This is a genomic window from Bacillus sp. EB106-02-03-XG38 (genome assembly GCF_058792175.1).
On sequence record NZ_JBYTED010000003.1, the window covers coordinates 1 to 23,441 of the forward strand.

Below are 23,441 nucleotides of genomic sequence, written 5' to 3' on the forward strand. Positions count from 1 at the left end.
GGAGGATTAGCTCAGCTGGGAGAGCACCTGCCTTACAAGCAGGGGGTCGGCGGTTCGATCCCGTCATCCTCCACCATTTAGCCGACTTAGCTCAATTGGTAGAGCAACTGACTTGTAATCAGTAGGTTGGGGGTTCAAGTCCTCTAGTCGGCACCAGAAATCATGGCGGTTGTGGCGAAGTGGTTAACGCACCGGATTGTGGCTCCGGCATTCGTGGGTTCGATTCCCATCAGTCGCCCCATTTTTTCTTTAAATCATTAATATGCGGGTGTGGCGGAATTGGCAGACGCACTAGACTTAGGATCTAGCGCCTTTGGCGTGGGGGTTCGACTCCCTTCACCCGCACTTTTAATAAAATAACTCATACATGTCTTGCGGAAGTAGTTCAGTGGTAGAATACAACCTTGCCAAGGTTGGGGTCGCGGGTTCGAATCCCGTCTTCCGCTCCAATTTTCAATATGACATGCCGGGGTGGCGGAACAGGCAGACGCACAGGACTTAAAATCCTGCGGTGGGTGACCACCGTGCGGGTTCGACCCCCGCCCTCGGCACCATATGCGCCCGTAGCTCAATTGGATAGAGCGTTTGACTACGGATCAAGAGGTTAGGGGTTCGACTCCTCTCGGGCGCGCTTTTATTAACGGGAAGTGGCTCAGCTTGGTAGAGCACCTGGTTTGGGACCAGGGGGTCGCAGGTTCAAATCCTGTCTTCCCGATATTCCCAAAAAACATGGGGCCTTAGCTCAGCTGGGAGAGCGCCTGCCTTGCACGCAGGAGGTCAGCGGTTCGATCCCGCTAGGCTCCACTTTATTTATTATATGTCTCGGAGGTATACCCAAGTTCGGCTGAAGGGATCGGTCTTGAAAACCGACAGGCGGTGAGAATCGCGCGGGGGTTCGAATCCCTCTACCTCCTCCATTTTATTTTTAAATGGTTTAGACATAAATAATATAATATTTCTTTTCCTTCATGGAGGTATACCCAAGTTCGGCTGAAGGGATCGGTCTTGAAAACCGACAGGCGGCGAGAGTCGCGCGGGGGTTCGAATCCCTCTACCTCCTCCATTTTTTCTAAAGTAAATATTTTATCATCGCGGGGTGGAGCAGCACGGTAGCTCGTCGGGCTCATAACCCGAAGGTCGCAGGTTCAAATCCTGTCCCCGCAACCAAATGGTCCCGTGGTGTAGTGGTTAACATGCCTGCCTGTCACGCAGGAGATCGCCGGTTCGACCCCGGTCGGGACCGCCATTTATGTTGGCTCGGTAGCTCAGTCGGTAGAGCAGAGGACTGAAAATCCTCGTGTCGGCGGTTCGATTCCGTCCCGAGCCACCATTTTGAAATCACGAGCCGACTTAGCTCAATTGGTAGAGCAACTGACTTGTAATCAGTAGGTTGGGGGTTCAAGTCCTCTAGTCGGCACCACTTTCAAAATGAGCCATTAGCTCAGTTGGTAGAGCATCTGACTTTTAATCAGAGGGTCGAAGGTTCGAGTCCTTCATGGCTCACCATTTACAATTTAATGCGGGTGTAGTTTAGTGGTAAAACAAGAGCCTTCCAAGCTCTGGTCGAGAGTTCGATTCTCTTCACCCGCTTTCAATTATGGGCCTATAGCTCAGCTGGTTAGAGCGCACGCCTGATAAGCGTGAGGTCGATGGTTCGAGTCCATTTAGGCCCACCATAATTGTTCCGCAGTAGCTCAGTGGTAGAGCTATCGGCTGTTAACCGATCGGTCGTAGGTTCGAGTCCTACCTGCGGAGCCATATTATAGAGAAGTACCCAAGTGGCTCAAGGGGCTCCCCTGCTAAGGGAGTAGATCGCTAACGCGGTGCGAGGGTTCGAATCCCTTCTTCTCTGCCAGTAACTGGCCCGTTGGTCAAGTGGTTAAGACACCGCCCTTTCACGGCGGTAACACGGGTTCGAATCCCGTACGGGTCATACTAAAAGAGATAGCATAATCTGCTATCTCTTTTTTTGTTGTGTAAAAGTGGACTTTGGATAGTCTGCTTTTTTAGATTTTTTGTATACTTTTTTCTATTTGAATCGTCTAACTAATAGAAAGGAGAGAGCGATGGAGTATGAAAAGGTTATTATAGAAACATCAAAAAGTATTTATAGATATTTGCTCAAAATTGGAGTAACACCAGCAGAAGCAGAGGATATCGTTCAAGATACGATACATAAAGCGTTAGTATCTATACCGAATATGAAAATTACGTATATCAAAACATGGCTATTTCAAGTAGCGATTAATAGGCATCGTGATCTAGCAAGAAGGCAACAGCGCATTGAACAAATACCGATTGAATCTGTTCAATTAATTGGAGCAAAAGGATTAGATGAACCGCTTTTAAGGAAAGAGCTTCAAGTAGAAATACAAAGCATACTTGGAAAGATGAATCCAATATATAAACATATTCTTTTATTAAAGTATGACTATGAACTCTCATATAAGGAAATAGCAACCGTATTAGAGATGAAAGAAGATACCGTGCGTGTTTCTTTATATAGAGCTCGAAACGAGTTTAAAAAGCTGTATAGGAGGTTGGAAGATGAGCAGAGATGATTTCGATTTTGATATAGATTCAAGTAAAGTATCAAAAATGTTGAAGAAGGCGAAGCGAAGACAGTTATTAAAAATTACAGTAATTTCGATTTCACTTTTTATTGTTCTATTCTTCGGTTTTATAATAGTAATTTCGCAATTAAACAATAGAGCTTACTCAGAGATGGATCGTGACTTAAATATGATAAGACAAATTACAAGACCCAATACAGAAAGAGGCGTGGCAATTACTTCTAATGGTATATTTAAAAGCACAGTAGAGTATAAAACGTATAAAGTTATTGAAGGGAAACCCGTTAAGTGGGAGGATGAAGTGTATGAGTATAAAGTTTGGAATACATTTCGCCTAGTATCGAATGTAAATCCATTAACAATATCAGATAATGTTGTAATAGGAAATGAACGTATTAATAAAACAAGTGAATTGTATAATAATCAAACGATGGAAAGAGAGATGCAATTTTATCTCCCATTTGCTTCATATAATAGTTATATAAATGATTTAGAGAAAATAAAAGATGAAAAGAAAGTAGCTGAATTGGCTATATCTTTTGATAAACCGTATAAGGTCTCCGAACTAAAAGACATGTTACCAGAAGGAGTTCATCCTGTTTGGTATTGGGTGGACACATACTATGATAAAAATTCGTATTATATTGATGATATGACTGAAAGTGCTTATAATGTGTACGGTTTTAAAGCAAAACCAGGTGATATTGAATTTGGAAATGGAACGGAAAAAGATTTCCTTTTAGCAATTCAAAATGGGCTGGAGCAAAAGGGCAAGTATTATGAGGAATATAAGCGCATATATGACTACCTAAAAGGAAAGAAAACAAAACCAAGTGAGCAGGATGTAAAAGTCATTGGAGTAGTTGTGACAGGAACGGCTGCGGATTTACAGAAGTTAAATGGTCAAAATTTCGTAAAAGCTGCTGTATTAGGAGCTACTGCGGAAAATAAATAAAAAAGCTGTCTCTAATAGATGATCTATTGGAGACAGCTTCTTTATGTTGTCATTATTGTCGGTAAGTCGATATTCCTTGTCGAATCGTTGATATATTTTGAGTTACGGTCGATATATTCTAAAAATCGTTGATATATTTAAAGAATCGTCGATATAATTTCACTTACCGGTAAAAACGGAATAATTTCACGTTCACAATCTAAAGAAAACGCCTCCATTGAAATGGATTCCACACCTAATCCAATAACTTTACACTCTATGTGAAAAAGTTCACAATTAGGTCATAATTTGTGAAGTAATTCACAATAATACGTGCTACAATATGAATGTAAAGAAGTTAAACAACATTAAATTAGTATTTTAATTAATTACTTAAACAATCATAAAAAAATATATGTGAACAATAGAGAGGGGAAATTAACATGAAAAAAGGTATCAATCGTGTAGTATTAGTAGGAACAGGAGCTGTAGGTTGTAGTTACGCTTACTCAATGATCAACCAAGGTGTAGCTGAAGAATTCGTATTAGTAGATGTTAATGAAGCAAAAGCAGAAGGGGAAGCAATGGATTTAAGCCATGCGGTACCATTCTCTCCAGCAGCTACAAAAGTTTGGAGCGGTAGCTATGCAGATTGTAAAGATGCAGATTTAGTTGTTATCACTGCTGGATTACCACAAAAACCAGGTGAAACTCGTTTAGACTTAGTTGAGAAAAATACAAAAATCTTTAAACAAATCGTTCGCGGTATTATGGATAGCGGATTCGATGGAATCTTCTTAATCGCAACAAACCCAGTTGACATTCTAACTTATGTAACTTGGAAAGAATCTGGTTTACCAAAAGAGCGCGTAATCGGTTCTGGTACTACTTTAGACTCTGCTCGTTTCCGTTACATGTTAGGTGACTACTTAGATGTAGATCCACGTAACGTTCATGCTTACATCGTTGGTGAACACGGTGACACTGAACTTCCTGTATGGAGCCATGCTACTGTAGGTGTACAAAAACTTGAAACAATTTTAGCTAACAACGAACAGTACAAACAAGAAGACTTAGATAAAATCTTCGAAAATGTACGCGATGCAGCTTACCATATCATCGAACGTAAAGGTGCAACTTACTACGGAATCGGTATGTCACTACTTCGTGTAACTAAAGCAATCTTAAGCAACGAAAACAGCGTATTAACTGTATCTGCATACCTTGAAGGTCAATATGGTGAGAAAGATGCTTACGTAGGTGTTCCAGCTGTTATTAACCGCCAAGGTGTACGTGAAATCGTAGAACTTGAGTTAAATGAAGAAGAAAAAGCGAAATTCGCTCATTCTGTAAAAGTATTAAAAGAAACAATGGCACCAGTACTATAATAATTACTAAATAATTCAGAGGCGGGAAACTGCTTCCTACCTCTGAGTTTTATATAATTTAATATAAATTCCTTTTCCGGTTTCCCTTGTATATCCCCAATATACCCCTTTTGCTGGATTAGGGTCGTTTATAGAAAAGAGCACTCTATTTTATATAGAGTGCTCTTTATGATTATTTTTTAGGCGTTAATCCTAATTTCTTTAAAATATCTGCAAGTGTACCGCTTTTTGATTTTTCAACAGGTGTTTGTGATTTAGATGCATCAGGACCTTTTTTCAAGAAGTTCTTTTCAACGAAGCGAATATCTTTTTCGTCGACAATGCCATCTTTGTTAAGGTCGCCGTCTTTTACAGATAGCCCTTTTTTCCCGTAGTTGCTAGCGATAATTTCTGCATCTTTTATATCAATTACTTTATCTCCATTTACATCACCTGCAAGGTTTTCATCAAAGCGTGCATAATAATATTGGCCAAGTAGCTTACCATCTTTTTCAGTACCTAATTTTGTTGTTAGTTTGCTTGTTAAATGCCCTGGAACCTCTACGTATAAGTTATAATCTCGTTTATTAACGGGAAGTCCATTTAGTGTAAGGTTACCGTATTTACCAAGTGTACCTTCATACTTATGACGGTAAGAATCCGTTGCATATACTTTTACGCCAAGCTTTGTATAATCGAATTTCTCATCTAAATAGCCACGTTCATTTAAGAATGCACCAGGTTTAATATAACCCTCTACTAGTGAGTTTAAAGACATTACTGAGAATGTTTGATCTTGAAGTACACGCATTCTGTTTGGCTCTGATTCACCTTGTTTCCAGTAAGCAAACACTGCTAAATCTAATTGAGCATTTGCTTCATAAAATTCATCATTTTCTACTTTGAAAGTTACATCAATGAACGGGAAATCACCATCTAACCCAGCAAAGTTTTTGTCATCGATAGCTCCGCCTACTGTGACAGAACCTTCTTCTAATTTAGGTTCATTCACTTTTGCCGTTACCCCTTTTTCAGAAAGGAGCTTTTCAAAAGCAGGATTAAATTTCGCATTTGCAAATTTGAAGTTCTTCTCTAGGAATTTTACGTTAAATTCTCCAGATATAAATTGTTTCACATGTTTGGCGTTTAGCGTCACAGTGAATTCATCATCTTTATATAATTCCTTTTTATCGTAACTAGCTTTTGCATATTGAGCGCCTTGCGGGATAAACCAATAGTTATTTACACCGCTCGGGTAGTCAGGACCTGCAGTTGCATAATCGAAAATATATACGCCTGTATTCATTGGGCCTTCCACCTTAAAGGATTCAGGAGTAATGCCAACTTTAAAGTCACCATTTGCATTAATAGGCAAAAACTTATGCAAGTATGGAGAATAATCATAGTACATAACACCGTTCGCTTCTTGCGTAATGTTAAATCCTTTTCCTTTTAAGTAGTCAACGTTAGAATCATATACATTTCCTTTAATCCATAGTGCTTTTTTACCATCTTCTACTGTATAGTTTTCTTCATTTAATTCATAAATACCAGGCTGTAATCCAGTTAATTTCACTTCTGGCGGTGTATTATCAATTACGACATAATCACCTTTCACACGTGCTTTTCCGGCTTTATCATAGCCAACAAACTCAATTGTGTAATCACCTTCTGGTAAGTCGATTTTCTCATCACCAATTGGTTTTGCAGGATCATTTGTAAAAGGGTACACTCTGCCGTTAAAGAATGAATCTAAATAGTAATACACATCCGTTTTTAATCCACTCGTGTTTAACGTTCCGATGAAGCCGAGAGCCTTATTTGTTTTCGAATCTTTCACGATAAGATCTAACGTTTCAAGATCGCTATTTAATTGGAATGCACCGTGTAAATACGACTCACGGTAAGGATTGAATTTAGATGTATCAGTTGAAATCGTTTTTCTAGATAATAAGACATTTTCAATACCAGGCTCTGATACACGAATAGAGAACGGAATTTGATACGTTTCTTCTTTATTTTTCGTGTTTGTAATATGGATGTATCCTTCATATCGGCCTTGTTTTACACCGGCTGGAACATTAATTTTTGCTTCAATTTCATCTGTTTTGCCAGCATCAATCGTAATTGTTTCAGCAGTAGAAACTTTTACACCGTTTGCGGTAGCATCGTTAATGGCAGAAGATGCTGGTGTATAAGAAATTTCTGTTTTAAATTCTTTCTTCTCTTGTTTATTGCGATTTTCAATTTTAATTTTTCGTTTTTGCTCAATTGATTCCCCGTCTTTTTGATAGAACTTGCCGAATGCAATGGATCCAGTTTCTTCTGGTACTTCAATCACTTCATCATTTACAATTGTTTTTGTCGTATCTAACACTTTAAAACTTGTTTCTGTGTGAACAGAGTTATAAGCATCTACTCGTCCTGCACCAACTTCATATACGGAATACTTTTCTTTTAAATCATCAGCAGTGTTCATAAGAGACGCTTTTACATCGAATGGAGAGTATTCTGGGTGTTCTTGTAAAATAAGAGCAGCAACGCCAGCAATATGAGGAGAAGCCATGGATGTACCTTGCATACGTTCATAGGAAACATCGTAGTTTTCACCTTCTTGCGGATCGTTAATATATTCAGGTACTGTTGAAAGTACCGCAACACCAGGTGCTGTAATATCAGGTTTAATATCATCATTTGATGTAACAGGGCCACGTGAACTAAAGTCTGCAAGATGATCGCCTTCTGTTTGAATGTAATTGATTTCATTGAAAGTTAAGGATGTTTTGCCTTGTTCAATTTGAGCTTTTAGTTTTTCTCCATCTTCTTTCGTTAGGCGGAATGCTGGAATATACTTTGTGCTTTCGCCAATGTAGTAAGGAATTTCTCCATCCACATTGTTATAAATAATAACTGCCTTTGCACCAGCTTGTTTCGCATTTGCAATCTTTTCATCAAATGAGATTGTACCGCGTGCAACGAGAGCGATTTTTCCTTTTACATCCTTTTTACTAAACTCGTCAGGAGTACCGATTCCGACAGATTCAATAGGTAGAGATTGTCCTTTGAAATCTTCTATTTTATCAGTGAAGTTTTTACCGAATAAAATGAGGTTAGGGAATTGTAATTGTCCAGCATGACCTGATAGTTTTGGTAAGGAAATAGAGCTATCACTTGCTCCAACTGTAATAGCAAATGGGGAAGCACCAGGTGATCCAAGTGTCGCTGGATTTGGACCAGAGTTACCAGCAGCAACGACTGTAACAACGCCAGAAAGCATCGCGTTATTAACAGCTATAGATGTCGGATCAAGCGGATTGTTGCTATCGTCACCTAACGATAAGTTAATGACGTTCATACCGTCAGAAATAGATTTATCGATTGCAGCGATAATACCAGAACTATCGCCGCTTCCATAAGGACCGAGTACACGATAGTTATATAGTTCAATGTCAGGTGCAACACCTTTTACTGCGGAATCTGATGTGTTTTTCTTTTGAGCAGAAACGATACCTGCTACGTGAGTACCATGCGCAGTGTAGAAGGAAGAACCACGATCATCAAATTCAGGAGCACCAGATTGTTGCCATTCTGTATAAGTTGTTTCCATCGGATCTGCATCGTTATTAATAAAGTCCCAACCTTTTACGGAGTTTGGATCTACCTTACTAGAATCTTCACCCTGCTTTGCACGATAGCCTTTATACACGTCTTTTAAGTCAGGATGGTTGTAATCAATACCCGTATCTAATACACCCACTTTAATTCCTTTTCCGGTAATGCCCTCGCTATGTAACTTATCTACTCCAATTTGCGGAATGCTATCTGTTAGTTTTTGAGGTGCTTTCTGCTCTGCTTGTTTTGGTAAATTTAGTTTTACTTCGTAATCTTTCCAAATACGTTTTACAACGCCGATGCGTAACAATTCTTCCACTGTATTTGCAGGTAATGTCAGAGCAACACCATTTATCGCATGTTTATAAGAACGTTTAATTTGTACAGACTGGAAATTCCCTGATTTTACTGATGGGCTAAATTGATACAGACGTTTGAGTCCTTTTTGAAATTCCTCATGTTCTTGATCAATACGTGCCTTTATATTTTCAGGAGCAGCTTGTAGTCCTTTTTCTTTTTGTTTTAATTCATTAATCTTTACTGGTGCAGTTTGAAATTCTACAATGATATTTACTGGTTCGGGACTACTCGTATTAATATCTGGTGAAATCGTAAAACCAGGATTAGCATCTAACGTTTGTAATGCCTGACGTTGTTCTTTAGAAAGTTTTGATAGTAAAGACTGGGCGCTTGAAGGGTCAATTTGATTAATAGGATTTTCAGCAAGTACATTGAACGGAAGGGCAGTTGAAAATAGAACGCCAGCCGTTACAATTCCGGTAACAAAACGATTTTTCTTTTTCATATATAGGCCTCCGGTAATTTATATTTTTAAAAATTATTTGTCCACGCCTGGTGTTTGCTCAGCATGGAATGTCCAGTTTAGCTGTAAGGAATCACCCTGGAATTTATTTTGATCTTGGTCGTTGTCTTCAAAGGAGAAGAGCACGTGTAAGAAATCTGTCTCACCAGATTTAATACCGTCTATCAAATTATGACGTTCTAGAGATGTAGCTACATCTTCAGGTTTCATAGTTTTTAATTCTGATAGTTTTGTTTCCCACAAAATTTCATGATCATCGTTTGGGTTAGATGGCTTCCCATCATTCACTAAAAATTTGACGATGATGTGATCGCCTAAATCTTCCCCATCATTATTTTTCTTTGCATCTGTAACTTCATAGGATGTTTCAAGGGCTACTTTCGCAATATCCAATGTTCCTTTGTTTTCAAGCTTGAAATTTTTTTCAATTAAATCACCTGGTTTTAAATCTTTCACATTAACAATTACACTCGGGTTAATAGAAAGATCTAGTGTACCAGCTTGAAATGAGTTACTAGATGTTTCTGAATCACTGAAATAGGCGAATACACCGCCGAGTGTAAGGGATAAGCCAAGTGAAGCTGTGACAACTCCCATTCCAACCTTTTGTTTTAATGACATAAGTAAACCCCCTAATTTAATTTTTTATCAAACTTTCGCCTGGAGTATGGATAGAGTAAACATAGTGTTTCAGTATGAATTATATTTGCGAAAGTTCAACGTTCTTTATTGAGAACAAGTATATGCTTATGAATTTTCCATTTCAATAAAATTGTGACGAAAAATGTTGAGAAACATTTTTTTATGACAGATTATTTTGTTACGATTTTAAGTGATACATAACGTTTAAAATGGGATAAACCTAATAAAATTTAGGTTGAGAAACAAATAATAGGATGAAAGACTAATACTAAATGAAGCGTTTGCAATGAATATTCGTCAAAATTCGATATTTTACACAGTAAATTTGAATATTTTAAGAGAAATTAAAGAAAAAAACGAATATTTTTTTAAAAATAACAAGGATATTTCAGTTTTTCGCAGAATTGGTTAAAGTATAAAAATTCTGTCATCTTAGTGAGGTGAGCATATTGAGTGTAATAAATTGTGAAGAAGTGAAACGAGATGAGTTTCATACAGAAAAGTACTATGACAGTTATAACATCTTTGGTGCACATGTTGTGACGGAAGATGAGATGCGAGGTGTACGATTTACAGTATGGGCTCCTCATGCGAAAGCAATGAGTGTTGTTGGAGATTTTAATGAATGGGATTATGAGCAACATAAGATGCTACAAGTGACAGAAGAAGGGATCTGGTCCTTATTTATACCGCATATTGAAGAAAGAGAAATATATAAATATGCGATTGAAACGATGGCTGGTGACGTCATTTTTAAGGCAGATCCGTATGCTGTGTATGCAGAAGTAAGACCGAATACGGCATCTGTAGTTTTTGATATAAAGGGATACGAATGGAATGATAAAAACTGGAGTCGTAAGAAAAAGAAAAAATCGGTTTATAAAGAAGCGATGACAGTTTATGAATTACATTTCGGTTCTTGGAAAAAGAAAGAAGACGGAACACTGTATTCTTACAGGGAAATGGCAGAAGAACTCATTCCTTATGTGGTAGAACATCAATTTACACATATTGAAATTATGCCGCTTGTTGAGCATCCATATGATCGTTCTTGGGGATACCAAGGGACGGGATATTATGCAGCAACGAGTAGATTCGGCACGCCACATGATTTGATGCATTTTGTCGATGAATGTCATAAATATGGAATCGGTGTCATTTTAGATTGGGTGCCGGGGCATTTTTGTAAAGATGCTCACGGTTTATATTTGTTTGATGGGACACCGACTTATGAATATAAAGATAAAGATGTGCAAGAAAATCCAGTATGGGGAACTGTCAATTTTGATTTAGGAAAGAGAGAAGTACGTAATTTCTTAATTTCAAATGCGTTATTTTGGATGAGATATTTCCACATTGATGGTTTCAGGGTGGATGCAGTTGCAAACATGCTGTACTGGAATAAAGAAGGACAGGAGCAAAGTAACGAGCACGCTGTTTCATTTTTACGAGAGTTAAATGAAGCGGTGTTCGCAGAAGATGAAGAGTTTCTTATGACAGCAGAAGATTCAACAGCTTGGCCACTTGTAACAGCCCCAACGTATGAAGGTGGGCTTGGATTCAATTACAAATGGAATATGGGCTGGATGAATGATGTGCTGGAGTATATGGAGTGTGCGCCTGAGTACAGGAAGTATATTCATGAAAAAATGACGTTTTCTTTAATATACGCTTACTCTGAAAACTTCATATTACCGCTTTCTCATGATGAAGTCGTTCATGGGAAAAAATCGTTATTAAATAAAATGCCAGGAGAGTACTGGGATAAGTTTGCTCAACTTCGTTTATTATATGGATATTTCTTTACTCACCCAGGAAAGAAATTACTTTTCATGGGAGGAGAATTTGGGCAGTTCGATGAGTGGAAAGATCTTGAAGATTTAGATTGGAATTTACATGATTTTGAAATGCATCGTTATATGCATGATTACTTTAAAGAGCTCATAGCATTGTATAAACGCTCCAAACCACTTTGGCAGCTTGATCATTCACCGGAAGGATTTCAGTGGATAGATGCTAATAATCATGAGCAAAGTATTTTCTCGTTTATTCGCCAAGGGGATAAACAAGAAGATGCGTTAGTTGTCGTATGTAATTTTACGAAAGCTACATATGAAAACTATAAAGTAGGTGTACCAGATTTCGAGTATTATAACGAGATTTTAAATAGTGATGCTGAGCAATATGGCGGATCAGGGCAAATAAATAAGAAACGTCTTAAGGCGATTCAAGAACCGTATCATAATCAAGCGGCACATGTAGAAATTACAATTCCACCATTTGGCGTATCCATATTACGACCAGTGAAGACGAGAAAGGGGAGCAAAAAACAAGATGGCTCAAAAACAAAAGTGCGTAGCAATGTTACTAGCAGGGGGAAAAGGTAGTCGATTAAGTGCATTAACAAAAAATTTAGCCAAGCCAGCTGTTCCATTTGGTGGTAAATATCGCATTATTGATTTTACGCTAAGTAACTGTGCGAATTCTGGTATTGAAACGGTGGGGATTTTGACGCAATATCAACCACTTGAACTTCATAATTATATCGGAATCGGCAATGCATGGGATTTAGACCGAGTAAGCGGTGGAGTCACAGTATTACCTCCTTATGCGGAGTCTTCGGGTGTGAAGTGGTACACAGGTACGGCAAGTGCCATTTATCAAAACTTAAACTATTTAAGTCAGTATGAACCAGAGTACGTTCTGATTTTATCAGGCGACCATATTTATAAAATGGATTACAGTAAAATGCTAGATTACCATATTGAGAAAGAATCGGACGTTTCCATTTCAGTTATTGAAGTACCGTGGGATGAGGCGAGTCGTTTCGGTATTATGAATACGAACGAAGAGATGGAGATTGTTGAATTTGAAGAGAAACCGCAATTTCCAAGAAGTAATCTTGCATCGATGGGAATTTACATTTTTAACTGGGCAATTTTGAAAGAGTATTTAGAGATGGATGCAAGAAATCCTGAATCTAGTAATGATTTTGGAAAAGATGTACTTCCGCTTTTATTAGATGAAGGGAAGAAGTTGATGGCGTATCCGTTTGAAGGATATTGGAAAGATGTTGGAACGGTTAAGAGCTTATGGGAAGCGAATATGGATTTACTGCGTGATGAAACATCACTGAATTTAAACGATCGTAATTGGCGTATTTATTCTGTAAATCCAAACGAACCACCTCAATATATTGCAGAACAGGCAAAAGTAGAAGAATCACTTATTAACGAAGGGTGCGTCATTGAAGGGGACGTGAAGCATTCCGTATTATTCCAAGGGGTGACGGTGGAAGAAGGCAGTATGGTTATTGATTCTGTCGTTATGCCAGGAGCGAAGATTGGTAAAAATGTTGTGATTGAAAGAGCAATTGTTGGATCGGAAATGGTTATTGAAGATGGAACAATTATTCGTCCGGAAAAAAATGTTGACGATGTAGTACTCATTGCTGAAGGGAAATAGAAAAGGGGGATGAAATGAATGGGAGAAAAAATGTTAGGAATTATTAATGCAACGGGAAGTTTTCCTTCCTTAAAGAAAGTAACAGGGCATCGTTCACTAGCGGCGTTACCGTTTGGGGGCCGTTATCGACTCATTGATTTCATGCTTTCAAATATGGTGAATTCTAATATTCATAGTGTAGCGGTTTTTACAAGTCATAAAAACCGTTCGTTAATGGACCATGTTGGTTCAGGAAAACAGTGGGATTTAGATAGAAAAAGAGACGGACTGTTTTTATTCCCGCCAAATTGCCAATGTGACCAAGATGAATTTGGGTCTTTTGCGCATTTTAGAAGACATATTGATTATTTTCTAAGAGCTAGAGAAGAATACGTTGTTATTACGAATAGCCATCTTGTAACAGCATTAAACTTCCAGGCGGTGTTAGAGCGACATATACATACGGCAGCTGATATTACTGAAGTTTGCCATGAAGGGGTTTCGCTTCAAACATACGTGTTAAAGAAGCAATTACTGTTAGATTTATTCGAGTCATATAAAGATGTGGAGCAATATAGCTTATTCGATGTAGTGAGAGAAAAGCGCGGAAAATCTCTGCATATTGCTACGTATGAGCATACAGGATATGTAGCTATTATTGATTCGATTGAAAGTTACTATAAACATAGCTTAGAAATTTTGCAGCCTGCTATTTGGAAGCAATTATTTAAGAAAGAAGCACCGATCTTTACGAAAGTAAAAGATGAACCACCAACTCGTTACTTAAAGGGTGCAGCCGTGAAAAATACAATGATTGCAAACGGTAGTATTATTGAAGGGGAAGTAGAAAATAGTGTTATCTCCCGTTCTGTTAAAGTTGGGAAAGGTTCAATTGTTCGTAATAGCATTATTATGCAAAAGAGCCAAATTGGAGATAACTGTATGATAGACGGTGTTATTATTGATAAAGACGTGAAAATTGGAGACGGTGTTGTACTAAAAGGAAACGCTGATGAGCCATACGTTGTAGAAAAAGGAAGCGTTCAAAACAGTACGATTAATAGTTATTCTTAAGAAATCAGTGGGGGGCTTCCTCCACTGATTAAAGTTTTAATTCAAATGAAAACTCGAAGGGAGGAAGCTGCAAGGGAAGTAGTATAAGCTTTTCGTGCAGTGGGACAACAAGTGAATATTTTATTTGCAGTATCAGAATGTGTACCATTTGTTAAATCGGGAGGATTAGCTGATGTAGCAGGTGCGCTCCCAAAAGAGCTAAAAAAATTAGGTGTGGACGTTCGCATTATACTCCCGAATTACAGTCTTATTCCGCAAAAATTAAGGGATGGCTGTACGCTACATAAAGTCATTAACGTCCCGCTTGGGTGGAGAAATCAATATTGCGGAATTTTAAAAGGTGAGCAAGACGGGATTACGTATTACTTAATAGATAATGAATATTATTTTAAGAGGGATTCTCTGTATGGTCATTATGATGATGGAGAGCGTTTTTCTTATTTTTCGAAAGCAGTTTTAGAATGTATTCCTCATCTTGATTTCGAAGTGGATGTTCTTCATAGTCATGATTGGCATACAGCTATGGTTAATTTCTTACTACGTGAAAAGTATCAAGATAACCCATTATATGAGCATATTAAAACGGTATATACGATTCATAACTTGCAGTTCCAAGGTGTATTTCCTCCTGAAGTGATGTACGACTTGTTAGAACTTGGTGATGAATATTTCCATAGTGAACAGTTAGAGTTTTATGGAAATGTGAACTTTATGAAGGGCGGAATTATCGCTTCTGATCAAATTACAGCGGTTAGCCCGACATACAAAGAAGAAATTCAATATGATTTTTTCGGTGAGAAGTTAGATGGATTACTGCGAAAATATAATGGTAAGCTTAGCGGCATCGTAAATGGAATTGATACGAGCGTATATAATCCAGAAACGGATTCGTATATTACTGCTCAGTATGATGCAGAGTCATTAGAGGAAAAGAATGAAAATAAACGTGCCTTGCAGCGTTATTTTGGTTTGCCAGAAAAAGAAGATACACCAATTATTTCAATGGTAACGAGATTAACGAAGCAAAAAGGTCTTGATTTAGTACGTACTGTATTCCGCGAAATAATGGAGGAGGATGTACAATGTATTATTTTAGGATCAGGTGATTCGGAATATGAGCAATTCTTTGAGTGGATGGCATATGAGTATCCTGAAAAGGTAAAAGTGTATATCGGATTTAATGAAGAATTAGCTCACCAAGTATATGCGGGAAGTGATTTATTCTTAATGCCATCACTATTTGAACCGTGTGGACTTGGACAACTTATCGCGTTAGCCTACGGTACGATTCCAATTGTAAGAGAAACAGGCGGATTAAATGATACGGTACAATCTTATGATGAAGAAACTGGAGAGGGAAATGGGTTCAGTTTCACGAACTTTAATGCACATGACATGTTGCACACGGTTCGTCGTGCAATTGAATTTTATCATGATAAACCGGTATGGGAGCAGCTTGTAAAGCAAGCGATGACGGAAGATTATAGTTGGGAGAAATCAGCTCTTGCTTATAAGAAATTGTATAAAAGTCTCATGGAATAACATGTAGGTGGTGAAGAAATGTTTACTCATGTTGAAAGTTTCAAATCAGCTTTTCTAGAAAAGTTAGAGACGATGTATGGTAAAAGTTTCAAAGACTCTACAACTCGTGATCAATACAATACGCTTGGATACATGGTACGTGAGTATATGAATAGTCAATGGATTGCAACGAACGAAAGCTATCGGTCTGGAGAGCGGAAGCAAATGTATTACTTATCCATTGAGTTTTTACTTGGACGTTTGCTTGGAAGTAACATATTAAATTTAGGCATCAGGGATGTATGTGAGCAAGGACTTTCTGAGCTTGGTATTTCGTTGCAAGAATTAGAAGAGGTGGAAGCAGATGCAGGTCTTGGAAATGGTGGACTTGGACGATTAGCAGCCTGTTTCCTTGATTCACTTGCATCGTTAAATTTACCAGGTCATGGCTGTGGCATTCGTTACAAACACGGCTTATTCGATCAAAAAATTGTGGATGGTTATCAAGTTGAATTTCCAGAACAGTGGCTTCTTCATGAAAATGTATGGGAAGTAAGAAGACATGATCAAGCTGTGGAAGTAAGTTATTTCGGAAATGTTGAACCGCTATACATTGATGGACGTTTAGAGTTCAGGCATACGAATGCAGAAGTGATTATGGCAGTACCATATGACGTTCCAGTAGTAGGTTATGAGACGAGTACAGTAAACACACTGAGACTTTGGAATGCGGAACCAGTTCCTTTCCCGCAAAATTGCAAAGATATTTTGAAATATAAGCGTGAAACAGAGGCGGTATCAGAGTTTTTATATCCAGATGATACGCATGATGAAGGGAAAATACTTCGTTTGAAACAACAGTATTTCCTCGTATCCGCAAGTTTGCAAAATATCGTTCGTATGCATAGAGAAAGATATGGTGACCTTCGTCAATTACATGAGAAAATTGCAATTCATATTAATGATACACATCCAGTTTTGGCGATTCCAGAACTGATGCGTATTTTATTAGATGAAGAAAAATTAGCATGGGAAGAAGCTTGGCACATAACGACGCAAACGATTTCTTATACGAATCATACGACGTTATCAGAAGCACTTGAGAAGTGGCCAATTCACATTTTTAAACCGTTATTACCGAGAATTTATATGATTATTGAAGAGATTAATGAACGTTTCTGTCAGGAACTTTGGGAACGTTATCCGTATGAATGGCATCGTATTGAAGAGATGGCGATTATTGCACATGATCTTGTGAAGATGGCGCATTTAGCAATTGTCGGTAGCCATAGTGTAAACGGTGTAGCAAAAATTCATACAGAAATTTTAAAGCAACGTGAAATGCGATTGTTTTATGAGTTTTATCCAGATAAGTTTAATAATAAAACGAATGGAATCGCTCATAGACGCTGGTTAATGAAGGCGAATCCACAGCTGACAAACCTTATTTCAGAGGCGATTGGAACAGAGTGGAAGAAAGAACCGATTAAGCTTCAAGAGCTACAATTAGTTCAATACGATGCGAGTTTCCAAGAGAAATTTGCAGGGGTAAAACAAGAGCGTAAAGAGATTTTAGCGGAGCGTATTCATAATAAAATGGGGATTACAATCGATCCTAATTCTATTTTCGATGTACAAGTAAAAAGACTGCATGCATACAAACGACAATTGTTAAACGTTCTTCATATTTTATATTTGTATAATCGTTTGAAAGAGGATGCTAGTTTTACATTTTATCCGCGTACTTTTATCTTTGGAGCGAAAGCATCACCTGGCTATTACTATGCGAAAAAAATTATTAAATTAATTAATGAACTTGCAAGAAAAGTAAATAATGATCCGTACGTAAGTCAATATATGAAAGTTATCTTTCTAGAAAACTATCGAGTGTCTGTAGCGGAAGATATATTCCCTGCGGCCGATGTAAGTGAACAAATTTCAACTGCGAGTAAAGAAGCATCAGGAACAGGGAATATGAAATTTATGATGAATGGTGCGATTACACTCGGCACGTTAGACGGAGCTAATGTTGAAATAAAAGACAGAGTCGGTGATGATAACTGTTTCATCTTCGGTTTAACAGCCGATGAGGTGCTTCATTACTATCAAAATGGTGGATATCGTGCAAGTGATTATTATCACCACAATATGCATATTAAAAAGGTAGTAGATCAGTTAACGAATGGTTTCTTCTCACATTCGGGAGCTGAATTTGAAGCGATTTATGATTCTCTCGTAATCCAAAATGATGAATACTTCGTTCTGAGAGATTTTGGTCCATATGCGGAAAGGCAAGAAGCTGTTGGTAGAGCTTATGAAAATCGAACGAAGTGGCTAGAAATGTCGATTTTAAATATTGCACAATCTGGTCATTTTGCGAGCGATCGAACGATTTTACAGTATAGTAATGAGATTTGGGGTATTGGTAATGCGGTTACACAGTATTAAGTGAAAGTCCCTTTTGAAGGGGCTTTTCTTTATGAAGTTGAAGTGGGGTGAATGATGTATGGGAGATATGTGTGAGGAACTTGATTTAAAAACAGATAGATTACTATTAACGAAGATACAGTATTCACATGTAGATGATTTGTTTGAAGTGTATTCGAATCCAGAAGCAGCCATATATGTACCTAGGGATGTACATAAAACGAAAGAGGAAACGCATAGTTTACTAGAAAATATGCTTGCAACGATACAGGAAGGTAAAGCTATTATCTGGTCTATTGTGCTGAAGGATACTCAAAAAGTGATTGGGACGTGTGGAATATGGCTCATGCCGCATAATAGTGCATCAATCGGAGCTGTAATTAGCCCAGCGTATTGGGGGAAAGGACTTATTGTTGAAGCTTTCGAAGAACTCATTGAAATAGGCTTTCAGGAACTGAATATAAACCGTATGGAAGGAAGATGTGATGCGCAGAATATAGCTTCTGAACGTGTGATGCAAAAGTTAAAAATGGTATATGAAGGTACATTGAGACAAAGTGTAAAAGTGAATAAAACGTATAGGGATGCTAAAGTGTATTCACTTTTAAAAGAAGAATATAATTACTTAAAAAACCGAGCTTAATCTCATTAAGCTCGGTTTCTCTTTTTTGCTTAAGAAAGAAATGGGATAGCGGTATATATGATACCCGTTCCACCATATTCTCCTGTCGCAAAGTATGAAAATGTAAAGAAACCTGTAAACGTAAAAATTACAATGAGAAAAAGTGCAAAGATAAATTTTAGCATGTAAGGTCCCCTCATCCAAAAATAACTTCATATATTATTATAGTATAAGGATATAAGGTTTCCAATCATTACCTGGTTAAAAATGAGAAGTCAGACATGTTTTGTATGTTGTCATGGCATGATTATTTGTAATAGATTTTGTATTTTTTGTAAATGTCATGTTGTGATGAACGTGTGCATATTCCCAGTCTTGTTCATTAAAATGGACATTGCGAGGAGGGAGAAGAGGGACGACATCAAATAAATTAACGAAGCGAAAGCTACTAGCTACTTGTAGTTTATAATAATTCCGAAAGGCGATATCTCCTACTTTTGGAGAGGCAAATGTGTAAAGACCGTACTGCGCAAATGCGGTGTTGATACGCGCATCGAGTATATGTAGTGTAGCGAGTGCACCGCCTAAGCTATGACCGGTTGCAAGAAGTTTTTTATGGGCTGGTAGTGATACGAGCATATCCATAATAGAATCCCGGCAAGATTCATAAATGGAAAGAAAGCCGTTATGGACATTTCCGCTATTCAAAGCATATGGATATGGTTTTTGATTGACGAGTGAATCGATAATCCAGTCTGTATCAGTTTGTGTCCCGCGAAAAGCTACAATAATGGTATCCTCAGATTCTAGTATGAACCCGAACCATTCTGTCGTTTGAATGGTTTTTCCTTGAAAGCCTTGTACATATTGAAAACCATCTGGTATTTCAAAAATCCCATTTTGTTTATATTGTTCATACGTTAATTCACAACAGGAAGCTAACAGTATGGCAGTATCTTTATCAAAGGATAAAGGAGTACGCATGAAGGAAGCCCTCCTTACGAAAAGGTATAGTTCAATATATGCAGTGAGGGACTTGATTCATTCTTTTGGAGTAGGGGAATAGTTTGTATGCTTATTTAAATCAGTGGATGAAAGTATATCGGCTTATGGGCGAATTATGCAAAAATAAAACAGCGCCCCATAAGGGCACTGTTTATTCTTTTCCATCTAATAAACGACCAAGTCCACCTAATACACTACCTTCACCGCTGCTTTGCGCTGCTGGGCTTGTCAGGCGTGCTGCTAAGCGGCTTAGTGTTAAGGACTGAATCCAAACTGTTCCAGGCCCTTCTAACGTTGCGAAGAATAAACCTTCGCCGCCAAATAGAGCTGTTTTTACTTTTCCAACGAACTCAACATCGTAGTTAACATCTTTTGTCATGGCAACGAGACAACCTGTATCGATGCGAAGTTTTTCGCCAGGTTTTAGTTCACGCTTATATACAGTTCCGCCTGCATGCATGAAAGCAAGTCCATCACCTTCGAGTTTCTGCATGATGAAACCTTCACCGCCGAAGAAACCAGTTCCGATTTTTTTCGTAAACTCGATTCCGATAGAAACGCCTTTTGCTGCACAAAGAAATGCATCTTTTTGACAAACTACTTTCCCTTGATATTCTGTCAAATCTACAGGAACAATTTTACCTGGATAAGGGGCAGCAAATGATACGTGGCGCTTGCCGTGACCTGTATTTGTAAATACAGTCATAAACATGCTTTCACCTGTAACGAGACGCTTACCAGCGCCCATTAATTTTCCGAATAAACCTCCAGATGGGCCAGAACCATCACCGAAGATTGTTTCCATTTCTATGTAATCTTCCATCATCATCATTGCGCCAGCTTCTGCGATAACGCTTTCTTCTGGATCTAACTCAATTTCAACAAACTGCATATCATCGCCGTATAACTTATACTCGATTTCGTGTGCTCTCATTTTTTTCACCTCGTATGTAATAGATACTTATATTGTACAGAATTTAACAGGATTAGAATACTTTAGTTTTGTTAATTTTTAAATAAAGTGGGAGCATCGAAACTGATTATCAGCTCCCACCAATTGAGCTGTCCACAAATGGCGGGATAAAATATGAATATGGAAATTCAACATTATATTAAAATTATAAAAAAATGGTGGAATGAAAGTGTTCTCATTTGACGTTTTGGATATAGCGTGATATAGTGAAATCACTATTGAGCTACATAATGTGGTACGGAAATAAAGCACGTTGAATTAAAGGCTGTAAGCTTGTTATACATTCATGTCCTTTATATCCACCTTTTCATGTGGATTCATAGTTTCATTTTTATTTAGGAGGTACATGACATGCAAACAGGTAAAGTTAAATGGTTTAACAGCGAAAAAGGTTTCGGTTTCATCGAAGTTGAAGGTGGAGACGATGTATTCGTTCACTTCTCAGCTATCCAAGGTGACGGATTCAAAACTTTAGAAGAAGGTCAAGAAGTTTCTTTCGAAATCGTTGAAGGTAACCGTGGACCACAAGCTGCTAACGTTACAAAAAACTAATTAGCTAGCGATAAAAAGCATTCCGATTTTCGGAATGCTTTTTTTTATTCTTTGGAACTCGATTCATTTGAAGATAATTCGCCCTTAAACGTACGTTCTTCAAAGTCATCAAGCATTTGTTCATATTCTTCATGCTCTTCCGTAGCGAAAACTTGCGGATTTTTTCCATACATATCGGTACCGATAAAGTTTTCGAAATCCTCTACGTAGCCTACATTTTCCTCGCTATTTACGTACATGCCATTATAGTTTTTAGAATCTCGTCTTTCTAAATCGGACGGCGTTTCAGACGTTCCATAATTTGCGACATCTTGCCATGCGTCTTCCGCATCGTATTCGACAGAATAATCTTCATCATGTTTGTGGAAAGAAGGAGACAACACTTCTTCTTCAACTGGTCGTGTATTCATATTTAACTTACTTGTCGCATGCTGGATGCATGTTGTAGCAGTCGGTATTGCTTCTAATCTTTCAAATGGAATTTCTTCGCCAGACACTTCGCAAATGCCGTACGTACCTGCTTCTATTTTTTGCAGGGCATGTTTCGTATCCTCTAGCTGTTTATGCCAAAGTTCAATAAGTCCGAAGTCTTTTTCGCGTTCATATAGCTCTGTTGCCATATCAGCTGGATGGTTATCATAGCTAGATAATTCTCCAACAGAATCACGTTCAGATGCACGATCTTCATTTTCATGTGTTTGTATCGTTTGCTCTAGTTCTTGCTTTTGCTTTTCTAAAACGGATTTAAATTGATTTATTTGTTGTGGAGTTAACATAGTCGTCCACCTTCCTACAATTCAGTTTCTTTACATAGTATGAGCGTTGCGAGTAGGAATTATGAGCTGAAATTGGTATATGAAAAAGGAGCCGCGTTAGCAGCTCCTTTTAAAGGAAATATCCAAGTAATAATCCGATTCCCATTAAGAGACCGAAGATTGTATTTGTTTTTGCTGTTGCAATCATTGCAGGTACCATTTCCATTGGAATACTTTTGCCGATAAATCCTTTCGTCGCTTTAAATGCTTTCGGTGCACTTAAAAATACGATAAGCATCCATGGTGATACGATGCCCACGATAATTAAAGCAATGGTCCAAATGTAGGAAACGATGAACATAGAAGCAAGTACACCAACCGCTCGCTCGCGTCCAACGAGAATTGCTAACGTTTTACGACCGTTTTCTTTATCGCCATCCAAGTCACGAATGTTATTTGCTAGTAAAATGGCACCAATTAAAATGGAGCTTGGAATAGATAGTAAAATGACTTCTGATGTTACAGTTCCAGTTTGAATAAAGAATGAAATTCCAATAATAATGACACCCATAAATAATCCGGCTGTTAACTCTCCAAATGGTGTATATGCAATTGGAAGTGGGCCACCTGTATATAGGTAAGCAACGGCCATACAAACAAGACCGATTGCAGCAAGCCACCAGCTAGAATTCATACAAATATAAACACCTAATAGTATTGCGATGCCGAAAAATCCAAATGCTAAGTTAAGCACTGTTTTTGGCTGAATGCCATCGCGAACGATAGCGCCGCCGATACCAACTGAACCTTCGTGATCAAGTCCTCTTTTATAATCAAAGTATTCATTAAACATGTTTGTTGCTGCCTGAATGAGAAGACAAGCAAGAAGCATTATAAGGAAAAGAGGGAGATGTATTTGATTTATACCTCCCACCTGCATTGCATAGGCTGTTCCAATGAAAACAGGAACGAAAGCTGCTGTTAATGTATGGGGACGTAGTAAACTCCACCAAATGCGCCAGCCTGTTTGCTTACTTGGCTTTGGCGCCGTAGGAGAGGAATTCGTTTCGACGTTCATTTCCATGTTGAATCCTCCTTTGGTCACATATTGTACACA

General features: G+C 38.1%; 17 protein-coding genes and 21 tRNA genes. 31 read left to right on the top strand and 7 right to left on the bottom strand.

Annotation, left to right across the window (positions count from 1 at the left end):
* The 24 genes from AC3WTI_RS14305 to AC3WTI_RS14420 all read left to right on the top strand — a co-directional run bounded on the left by AC3WTI_RS14305 (nt 1) and on the right by AC3WTI_RS14420 (nt 4,895).
* Nucleotides 1–76 (top strand) — tRNA-Val (locus AC3WTI_RS14305).
* 4 nt (nt 77–80) lie between these two features.
* Nucleotides 81–156, top strand: a tRNA-Thr gene (locus tag AC3WTI_RS14310).
* 9 nt (nt 157–165) lie between these two features.
* A tRNA-His gene (locus AC3WTI_RS14315) sits at nt 166–241 on the top strand.
* Nucleotides 242–264: 23 nt separating this feature from the next.
* A tRNA-Leu gene (locus AC3WTI_RS14320) sits at nt 265–345 on the top strand.
* Between the two features lie 29 nt (nt 346–374).
* Nucleotides 375–449: transfer RNA gene (locus AC3WTI_RS14325), tRNA-Gly, on the top strand.
* 16 nt (nt 450–465) lie between these two features.
* A tRNA-Leu gene (locus AC3WTI_RS14330) sits at nt 466–554 on the top strand.
* A gap of 3 nt (nt 555–557) precedes the next feature.
* Nucleotides 558–631: transfer RNA gene (locus AC3WTI_RS14335), tRNA-Arg, on the top strand.
* Between the two features lie 10 nt (nt 632–641).
* Nucleotides 642–715, top strand: a tRNA-Pro gene (locus AC3WTI_RS14340).
* Nucleotides 716–731: 16 nt separating this feature from the next.
* A tRNA-Ala gene (locus tag AC3WTI_RS14345) sits at nt 732–804 on the top strand.
* A 20-nt stretch (nt 805–824) separates the two neighbouring features.
* Nucleotides 825–917: transfer RNA gene (locus AC3WTI_RS14350), tRNA-Ser, on the top strand.
* Nucleotides 918–970: 53 nt separating this feature from the next.
* Nucleotides 971–1,063 (top strand) — tRNA-Ser (locus AC3WTI_RS14355).
* Between the two features lie 27 nt (nt 1,064–1,090).
* Nucleotides 1,091–1,167 (top strand) — tRNA-Met (locus AC3WTI_RS14360).
* 3 nt (nt 1,168–1,170) lie between these two features.
* Nucleotides 1,171–1,246: transfer RNA gene (locus AC3WTI_RS14365), tRNA-Asp, on the top strand.
* Between the two features lie 8 nt (nt 1,247–1,254).
* Nucleotides 1,255–1,330 (top strand) — tRNA-Phe (locus tag AC3WTI_RS14370).
* Nucleotides 1,331–1,344: 14 nt separating this feature from the next.
* Nucleotides 1,345–1,420, top strand: a tRNA-Thr gene (locus AC3WTI_RS14375).
* 10 nt (nt 1,421–1,430) lie between these two features.
* Nucleotides 1,431–1,506 (top strand) — tRNA-Lys (locus AC3WTI_RS14380).
* A 13-nt stretch (nt 1,507–1,519) separates the two neighbouring features.
* Nucleotides 1,520–1,590, top strand: a tRNA-Gly gene (locus AC3WTI_RS14385).
* 9 nt (nt 1,591–1,599) lie between these two features.
* Nucleotides 1,600–1,676: transfer RNA gene (locus tag AC3WTI_RS14390), tRNA-Ile, on the top strand.
* A gap of 7 nt (nt 1,677–1,683) precedes the next feature.
* A tRNA-Asn gene (locus AC3WTI_RS14395) sits at nt 1,684–1,758 on the top strand.
* A 6-nt stretch (nt 1,759–1,764) separates the two neighbouring features.
* A tRNA-Ser gene (locus AC3WTI_RS14400) sits at nt 1,765–1,855 on the top strand.
* Nucleotides 1,856–1,861: 6 nt separating this feature from the next.
* Nucleotides 1,862–1,933, top strand: a tRNA-Glu gene (locus tag AC3WTI_RS14405).
* A gap of 133 nt (nt 1,934–2,066) precedes the next feature.
* Entirely contained in the window at nt 2,067–2,561 is a 495-nt protein-coding gene (locus AC3WTI_RS14410) for an RNA polymerase sigma factor (RefSeq protein WP_087958373.1), read from the top strand.
* Complete coding sequence (locus AC3WTI_RS14415) at nt 2,548–3,528, top strand: anti sigma factor C-terminal domain-containing protein (RefSeq protein ID WP_097841538.1); 981 nt, start codon at nt 2,548–2,550, stop codon at nt 3,526–3,528. The genes AC3WTI_RS14410 and AC3WTI_RS14415 overlap by 14 nt, the downstream gene beginning before the upstream one ends.
* 422 nt (nt 3,529–3,950) lie before the next feature.
* The gene (locus tag AC3WTI_RS14420) at nt 3,951–4,895 is read left to right on the top strand and encodes an L-lactate dehydrogenase (RefSeq protein WP_000715331.1); all 945 of its coding nucleotides are present in this window, start codon (nt 3,951–3,953) and stop codon (nt 4,893–4,895) included.
* Between the two features lie 172 nt (nt 4,896–5,067).
* Here AC3WTI_RS14420 and AC3WTI_RS14425 read toward each other — a convergent pair whose 3' ends face one another.
* Nucleotides 5,068–9,291 (bottom strand): S8 family serine peptidase, encoded by a 4,224-nt coding sequence (locus tag AC3WTI_RS14425; RefSeq protein ID WP_087958375.1) that lies wholly within the window; start codon nt 9,289–9,291, stop codon nt 5,068–5,070.
* A 33-nt stretch (nt 9,292–9,324) separates the two neighbouring features.
* Entirely contained in the window at nt 9,325–9,930 is a 606-nt protein-coding gene (locus AC3WTI_RS14430) for a CalY family protein (protein WP_087958376.1), read from the bottom strand.
* A gap of 470 nt (nt 9,931–10,400) precedes the next feature.
* Between AC3WTI_RS14430 and glgB the strand changes: the two genes are divergently transcribed.
* From glgB to AC3WTI_RS14460, 6 genes are all read left to right on the top strand, one after another.
* Nucleotides 10,401–12,338 (top strand): 1,4-alpha-glucan branching protein GlgB, encoded by a 1,938-nt coding sequence (glgB, locus tag AC3WTI_RS14435; protein WP_097841540.1) that lies wholly within the window; start codon nt 10,401–10,403, stop codon nt 12,336–12,338.
* Nucleotides 12,286–13,416, top strand: a complete 1,131-nt coding sequence (gene glgC, locus AC3WTI_RS14440) for a glucose-1-phosphate adenylyltransferase (protein WP_087958378.1) — start codon at nt 12,286–12,288, stop codon at nt 13,414–13,416. The genes glgB and glgC overlap by 53 nt, the downstream gene beginning before the upstream one ends.
* Before the next feature lie 18 nt (nt 13,417–13,434).
* Complete coding sequence (gene glgD / locus AC3WTI_RS14445) at nt 13,435–14,469, top strand: glucose-1-phosphate adenylyltransferase subunit GlgD (RefSeq protein ID WP_087958379.1); 1,035 nt, start codon at nt 13,435–13,437, stop codon at nt 14,467–14,469.
* A gap of 111 nt (nt 14,470–14,580) precedes the next feature.
* Nucleotides 14,581–16,011 (top strand): glycogen synthase GlgA, encoded by a 1,431-nt coding sequence (gene glgA / locus AC3WTI_RS14450; protein ID WP_097841578.1) that lies wholly within the window; start codon nt 14,581–14,583, stop codon nt 16,009–16,011.
* 18 nt (nt 16,012–16,029) lie between these two features.
* Nucleotides 16,030–18,438: a glycogen phosphorylase gene (gene glgP, locus AC3WTI_RS14455; protein ID WP_097841541.1), complete on the top strand. Its 2,409-nt coding sequence runs from the start codon at nt 16,030–16,032 to the stop codon at nt 18,436–18,438.
* A 58-nt stretch (nt 18,439–18,496) separates the two neighbouring features.
* Nucleotides 18,497–19,060 carry a GNAT family N-acetyltransferase gene (locus AC3WTI_RS14460; RefSeq protein WP_087958381.1) on the top strand — a complete coding sequence of 188 codons (564 nt, stop codon included), beginning with the start codon at nt 18,497–18,499 and terminating at the stop codon, nt 19,058–19,060.
* 29 nt (nt 19,061–19,089) lie between these two features.
* Here the strand turns inward: AC3WTI_RS14460 and AC3WTI_RS14465 are convergent, their stop codons facing one another.
* The 3 genes from AC3WTI_RS14465 to AC3WTI_RS14475 all read right to left on the bottom strand — a co-directional run bounded on the left by AC3WTI_RS14465 (nt 19,090) and on the right by AC3WTI_RS14475 (nt 20,978).
* Complete coding sequence (locus AC3WTI_RS14465; RefSeq protein WP_000911073.1) at nt 19,090–19,224, bottom strand: hypothetical protein; 135 nt, start codon at nt 19,222–19,224, stop codon at nt 19,090–19,092.
* Between the two features lie 76 nt (nt 19,225–19,300).
* Nucleotides 19,301–20,023 (bottom strand): lipase family protein, encoded by a 723-nt coding sequence (locus AC3WTI_RS14470; protein ID WP_048529676.1) that lies wholly within the window; start codon nt 20,021–20,023, stop codon nt 19,301–19,303.
* 172 nt (nt 20,024–20,195) lie between these two features.
* Nucleotides 20,196–20,978, bottom strand: coding sequence for a TIGR00266 family protein (locus AC3WTI_RS14475; protein ID WP_087958383.1), 783 nt, complete (start codon nt 20,976–20,978; stop codon nt 20,196–20,198).
* 390 nt (nt 20,979–21,368) lie between these two features.
* Between AC3WTI_RS14475 and cspD the strand changes: the two genes are divergently transcribed.
* Nucleotides 21,369–21,569 (top strand): cold-shock protein CspD, encoded by a 201-nt coding sequence (gene cspD / locus AC3WTI_RS14480; protein WP_001193054.1) that lies wholly within the window; start codon nt 21,369–21,371, stop codon nt 21,567–21,569.
* Nucleotides 21,570–21,613: 44 nt separating this feature from the next.
* Here cspD and AC3WTI_RS14485 read toward each other — a convergent pair whose 3' ends face one another.
* Together AC3WTI_RS14485 and AC3WTI_RS14490 are read right to left on the bottom strand one after the other, a co-directional pair.
* Nucleotides 21,614–22,345, bottom strand: coding sequence for a yteA family sporulation protein (locus AC3WTI_RS14485; RefSeq protein WP_097841542.1), 732 nt, complete (start codon nt 22,343–22,345; stop codon nt 21,614–21,616).
* Between the two features lie 109 nt (nt 22,346–22,454).
* Nucleotides 22,455–23,408 (bottom strand): 1,4-dihydroxy-2-naphthoate polyprenyltransferase, encoded by a 954-nt coding sequence (locus AC3WTI_RS14490; protein WP_000425740.1) that lies wholly within the window; start codon nt 23,406–23,408, stop codon nt 22,455–22,457.
* Nucleotides 23,409–23,441 lie beyond the last annotated feature (33 nt).

Coding starts and splice junctions, on each gene's coding strand:
- AC3WTI_RS14410 (WP_087958373.1), top strand. CDS start 2,067: ATGGAGTATGAAAAGGTTATTATAGAAACATCAAAAAGTATTTATAGA.
- AC3WTI_RS14415 (WP_097841538.1), top strand. CDS start 2,548: ATGAGCAGAGATGATTTCGATTTTGATATAGATTCAAGTAAAGTATCA.
- AC3WTI_RS14420 (WP_000715331.1), top strand. CDS start 3,951: ATGAAAAAAGGTATCAATCGTGTAGTATTAGTAGGAACAGGAGCTGTA.
- AC3WTI_RS14425 (WP_087958375.1), bottom strand. CDS start 9,291: ATGAAAAAGAAAAATCGTTTTGTTACCGGAATTGTAACGGCTGGCGTT.
- AC3WTI_RS14430 (WP_087958376.1), bottom strand. CDS start 9,930: ATGTCATTAAAACAAAAGGTTGGAATGGGAGTTGTCACAGCTTCACTT.
- glgC (WP_087958378.1), top strand. CDS start 12,286: ATGGCTCAAAAACAAAAGTGCGTAGCAATGTTACTAGCAGGGGGAAAA.
- glgD (WP_087958379.1), top strand. CDS start 13,435: ATGGGAGAAAAAATGTTAGGAATTATTAATGCAACGGGAAGTTTTCCT.
- glgP (WP_097841541.1), top strand. CDS start 16,030: ATGTTTACTCATGTTGAAAGTTTCAAATCAGCTTTTCTAGAAAAGTTA.
- AC3WTI_RS14460 (WP_087958381.1), top strand. CDS start 18,497: ATGGGAGATATGTGTGAGGAACTTGATTTAAAAACAGATAGATTACTA.
- AC3WTI_RS14465 (WP_000911073.1), bottom strand. CDS start 19,224: ATGCTAAAATTTATCTTTGCACTTTTTCTCATTGTAATTTTTACGTTT.
- AC3WTI_RS14470 (WP_048529676.1), bottom strand. CDS start 20,023: ATGCGTACTCCTTTATCCTTTGATAAAGATACTGCCATACTGTTAGCT.
- AC3WTI_RS14475 (WP_087958383.1), bottom strand. CDS start 20,978: ATGAGAGCACACGAAATCGAGTATAAGTTATACGGCGATGATATGCAG.
- cspD (WP_001193054.1), top strand. CDS start 21,369: ATGCAAACAGGTAAAGTTAAATGGTTTAACAGCGAAAAAGGTTTCGGT.
- AC3WTI_RS14485 (WP_097841542.1), bottom strand. CDS start 22,345: ATGTTAACTCCACAACAAATAAATCAATTTAAATCCGTTTTAGAAAAG.
- AC3WTI_RS14490 (WP_000425740.1), bottom strand. CDS start 23,408: ATGGAAATGAACGTCGAAACGAATTCCTCTCCTACGGCGCCAAAGCCA.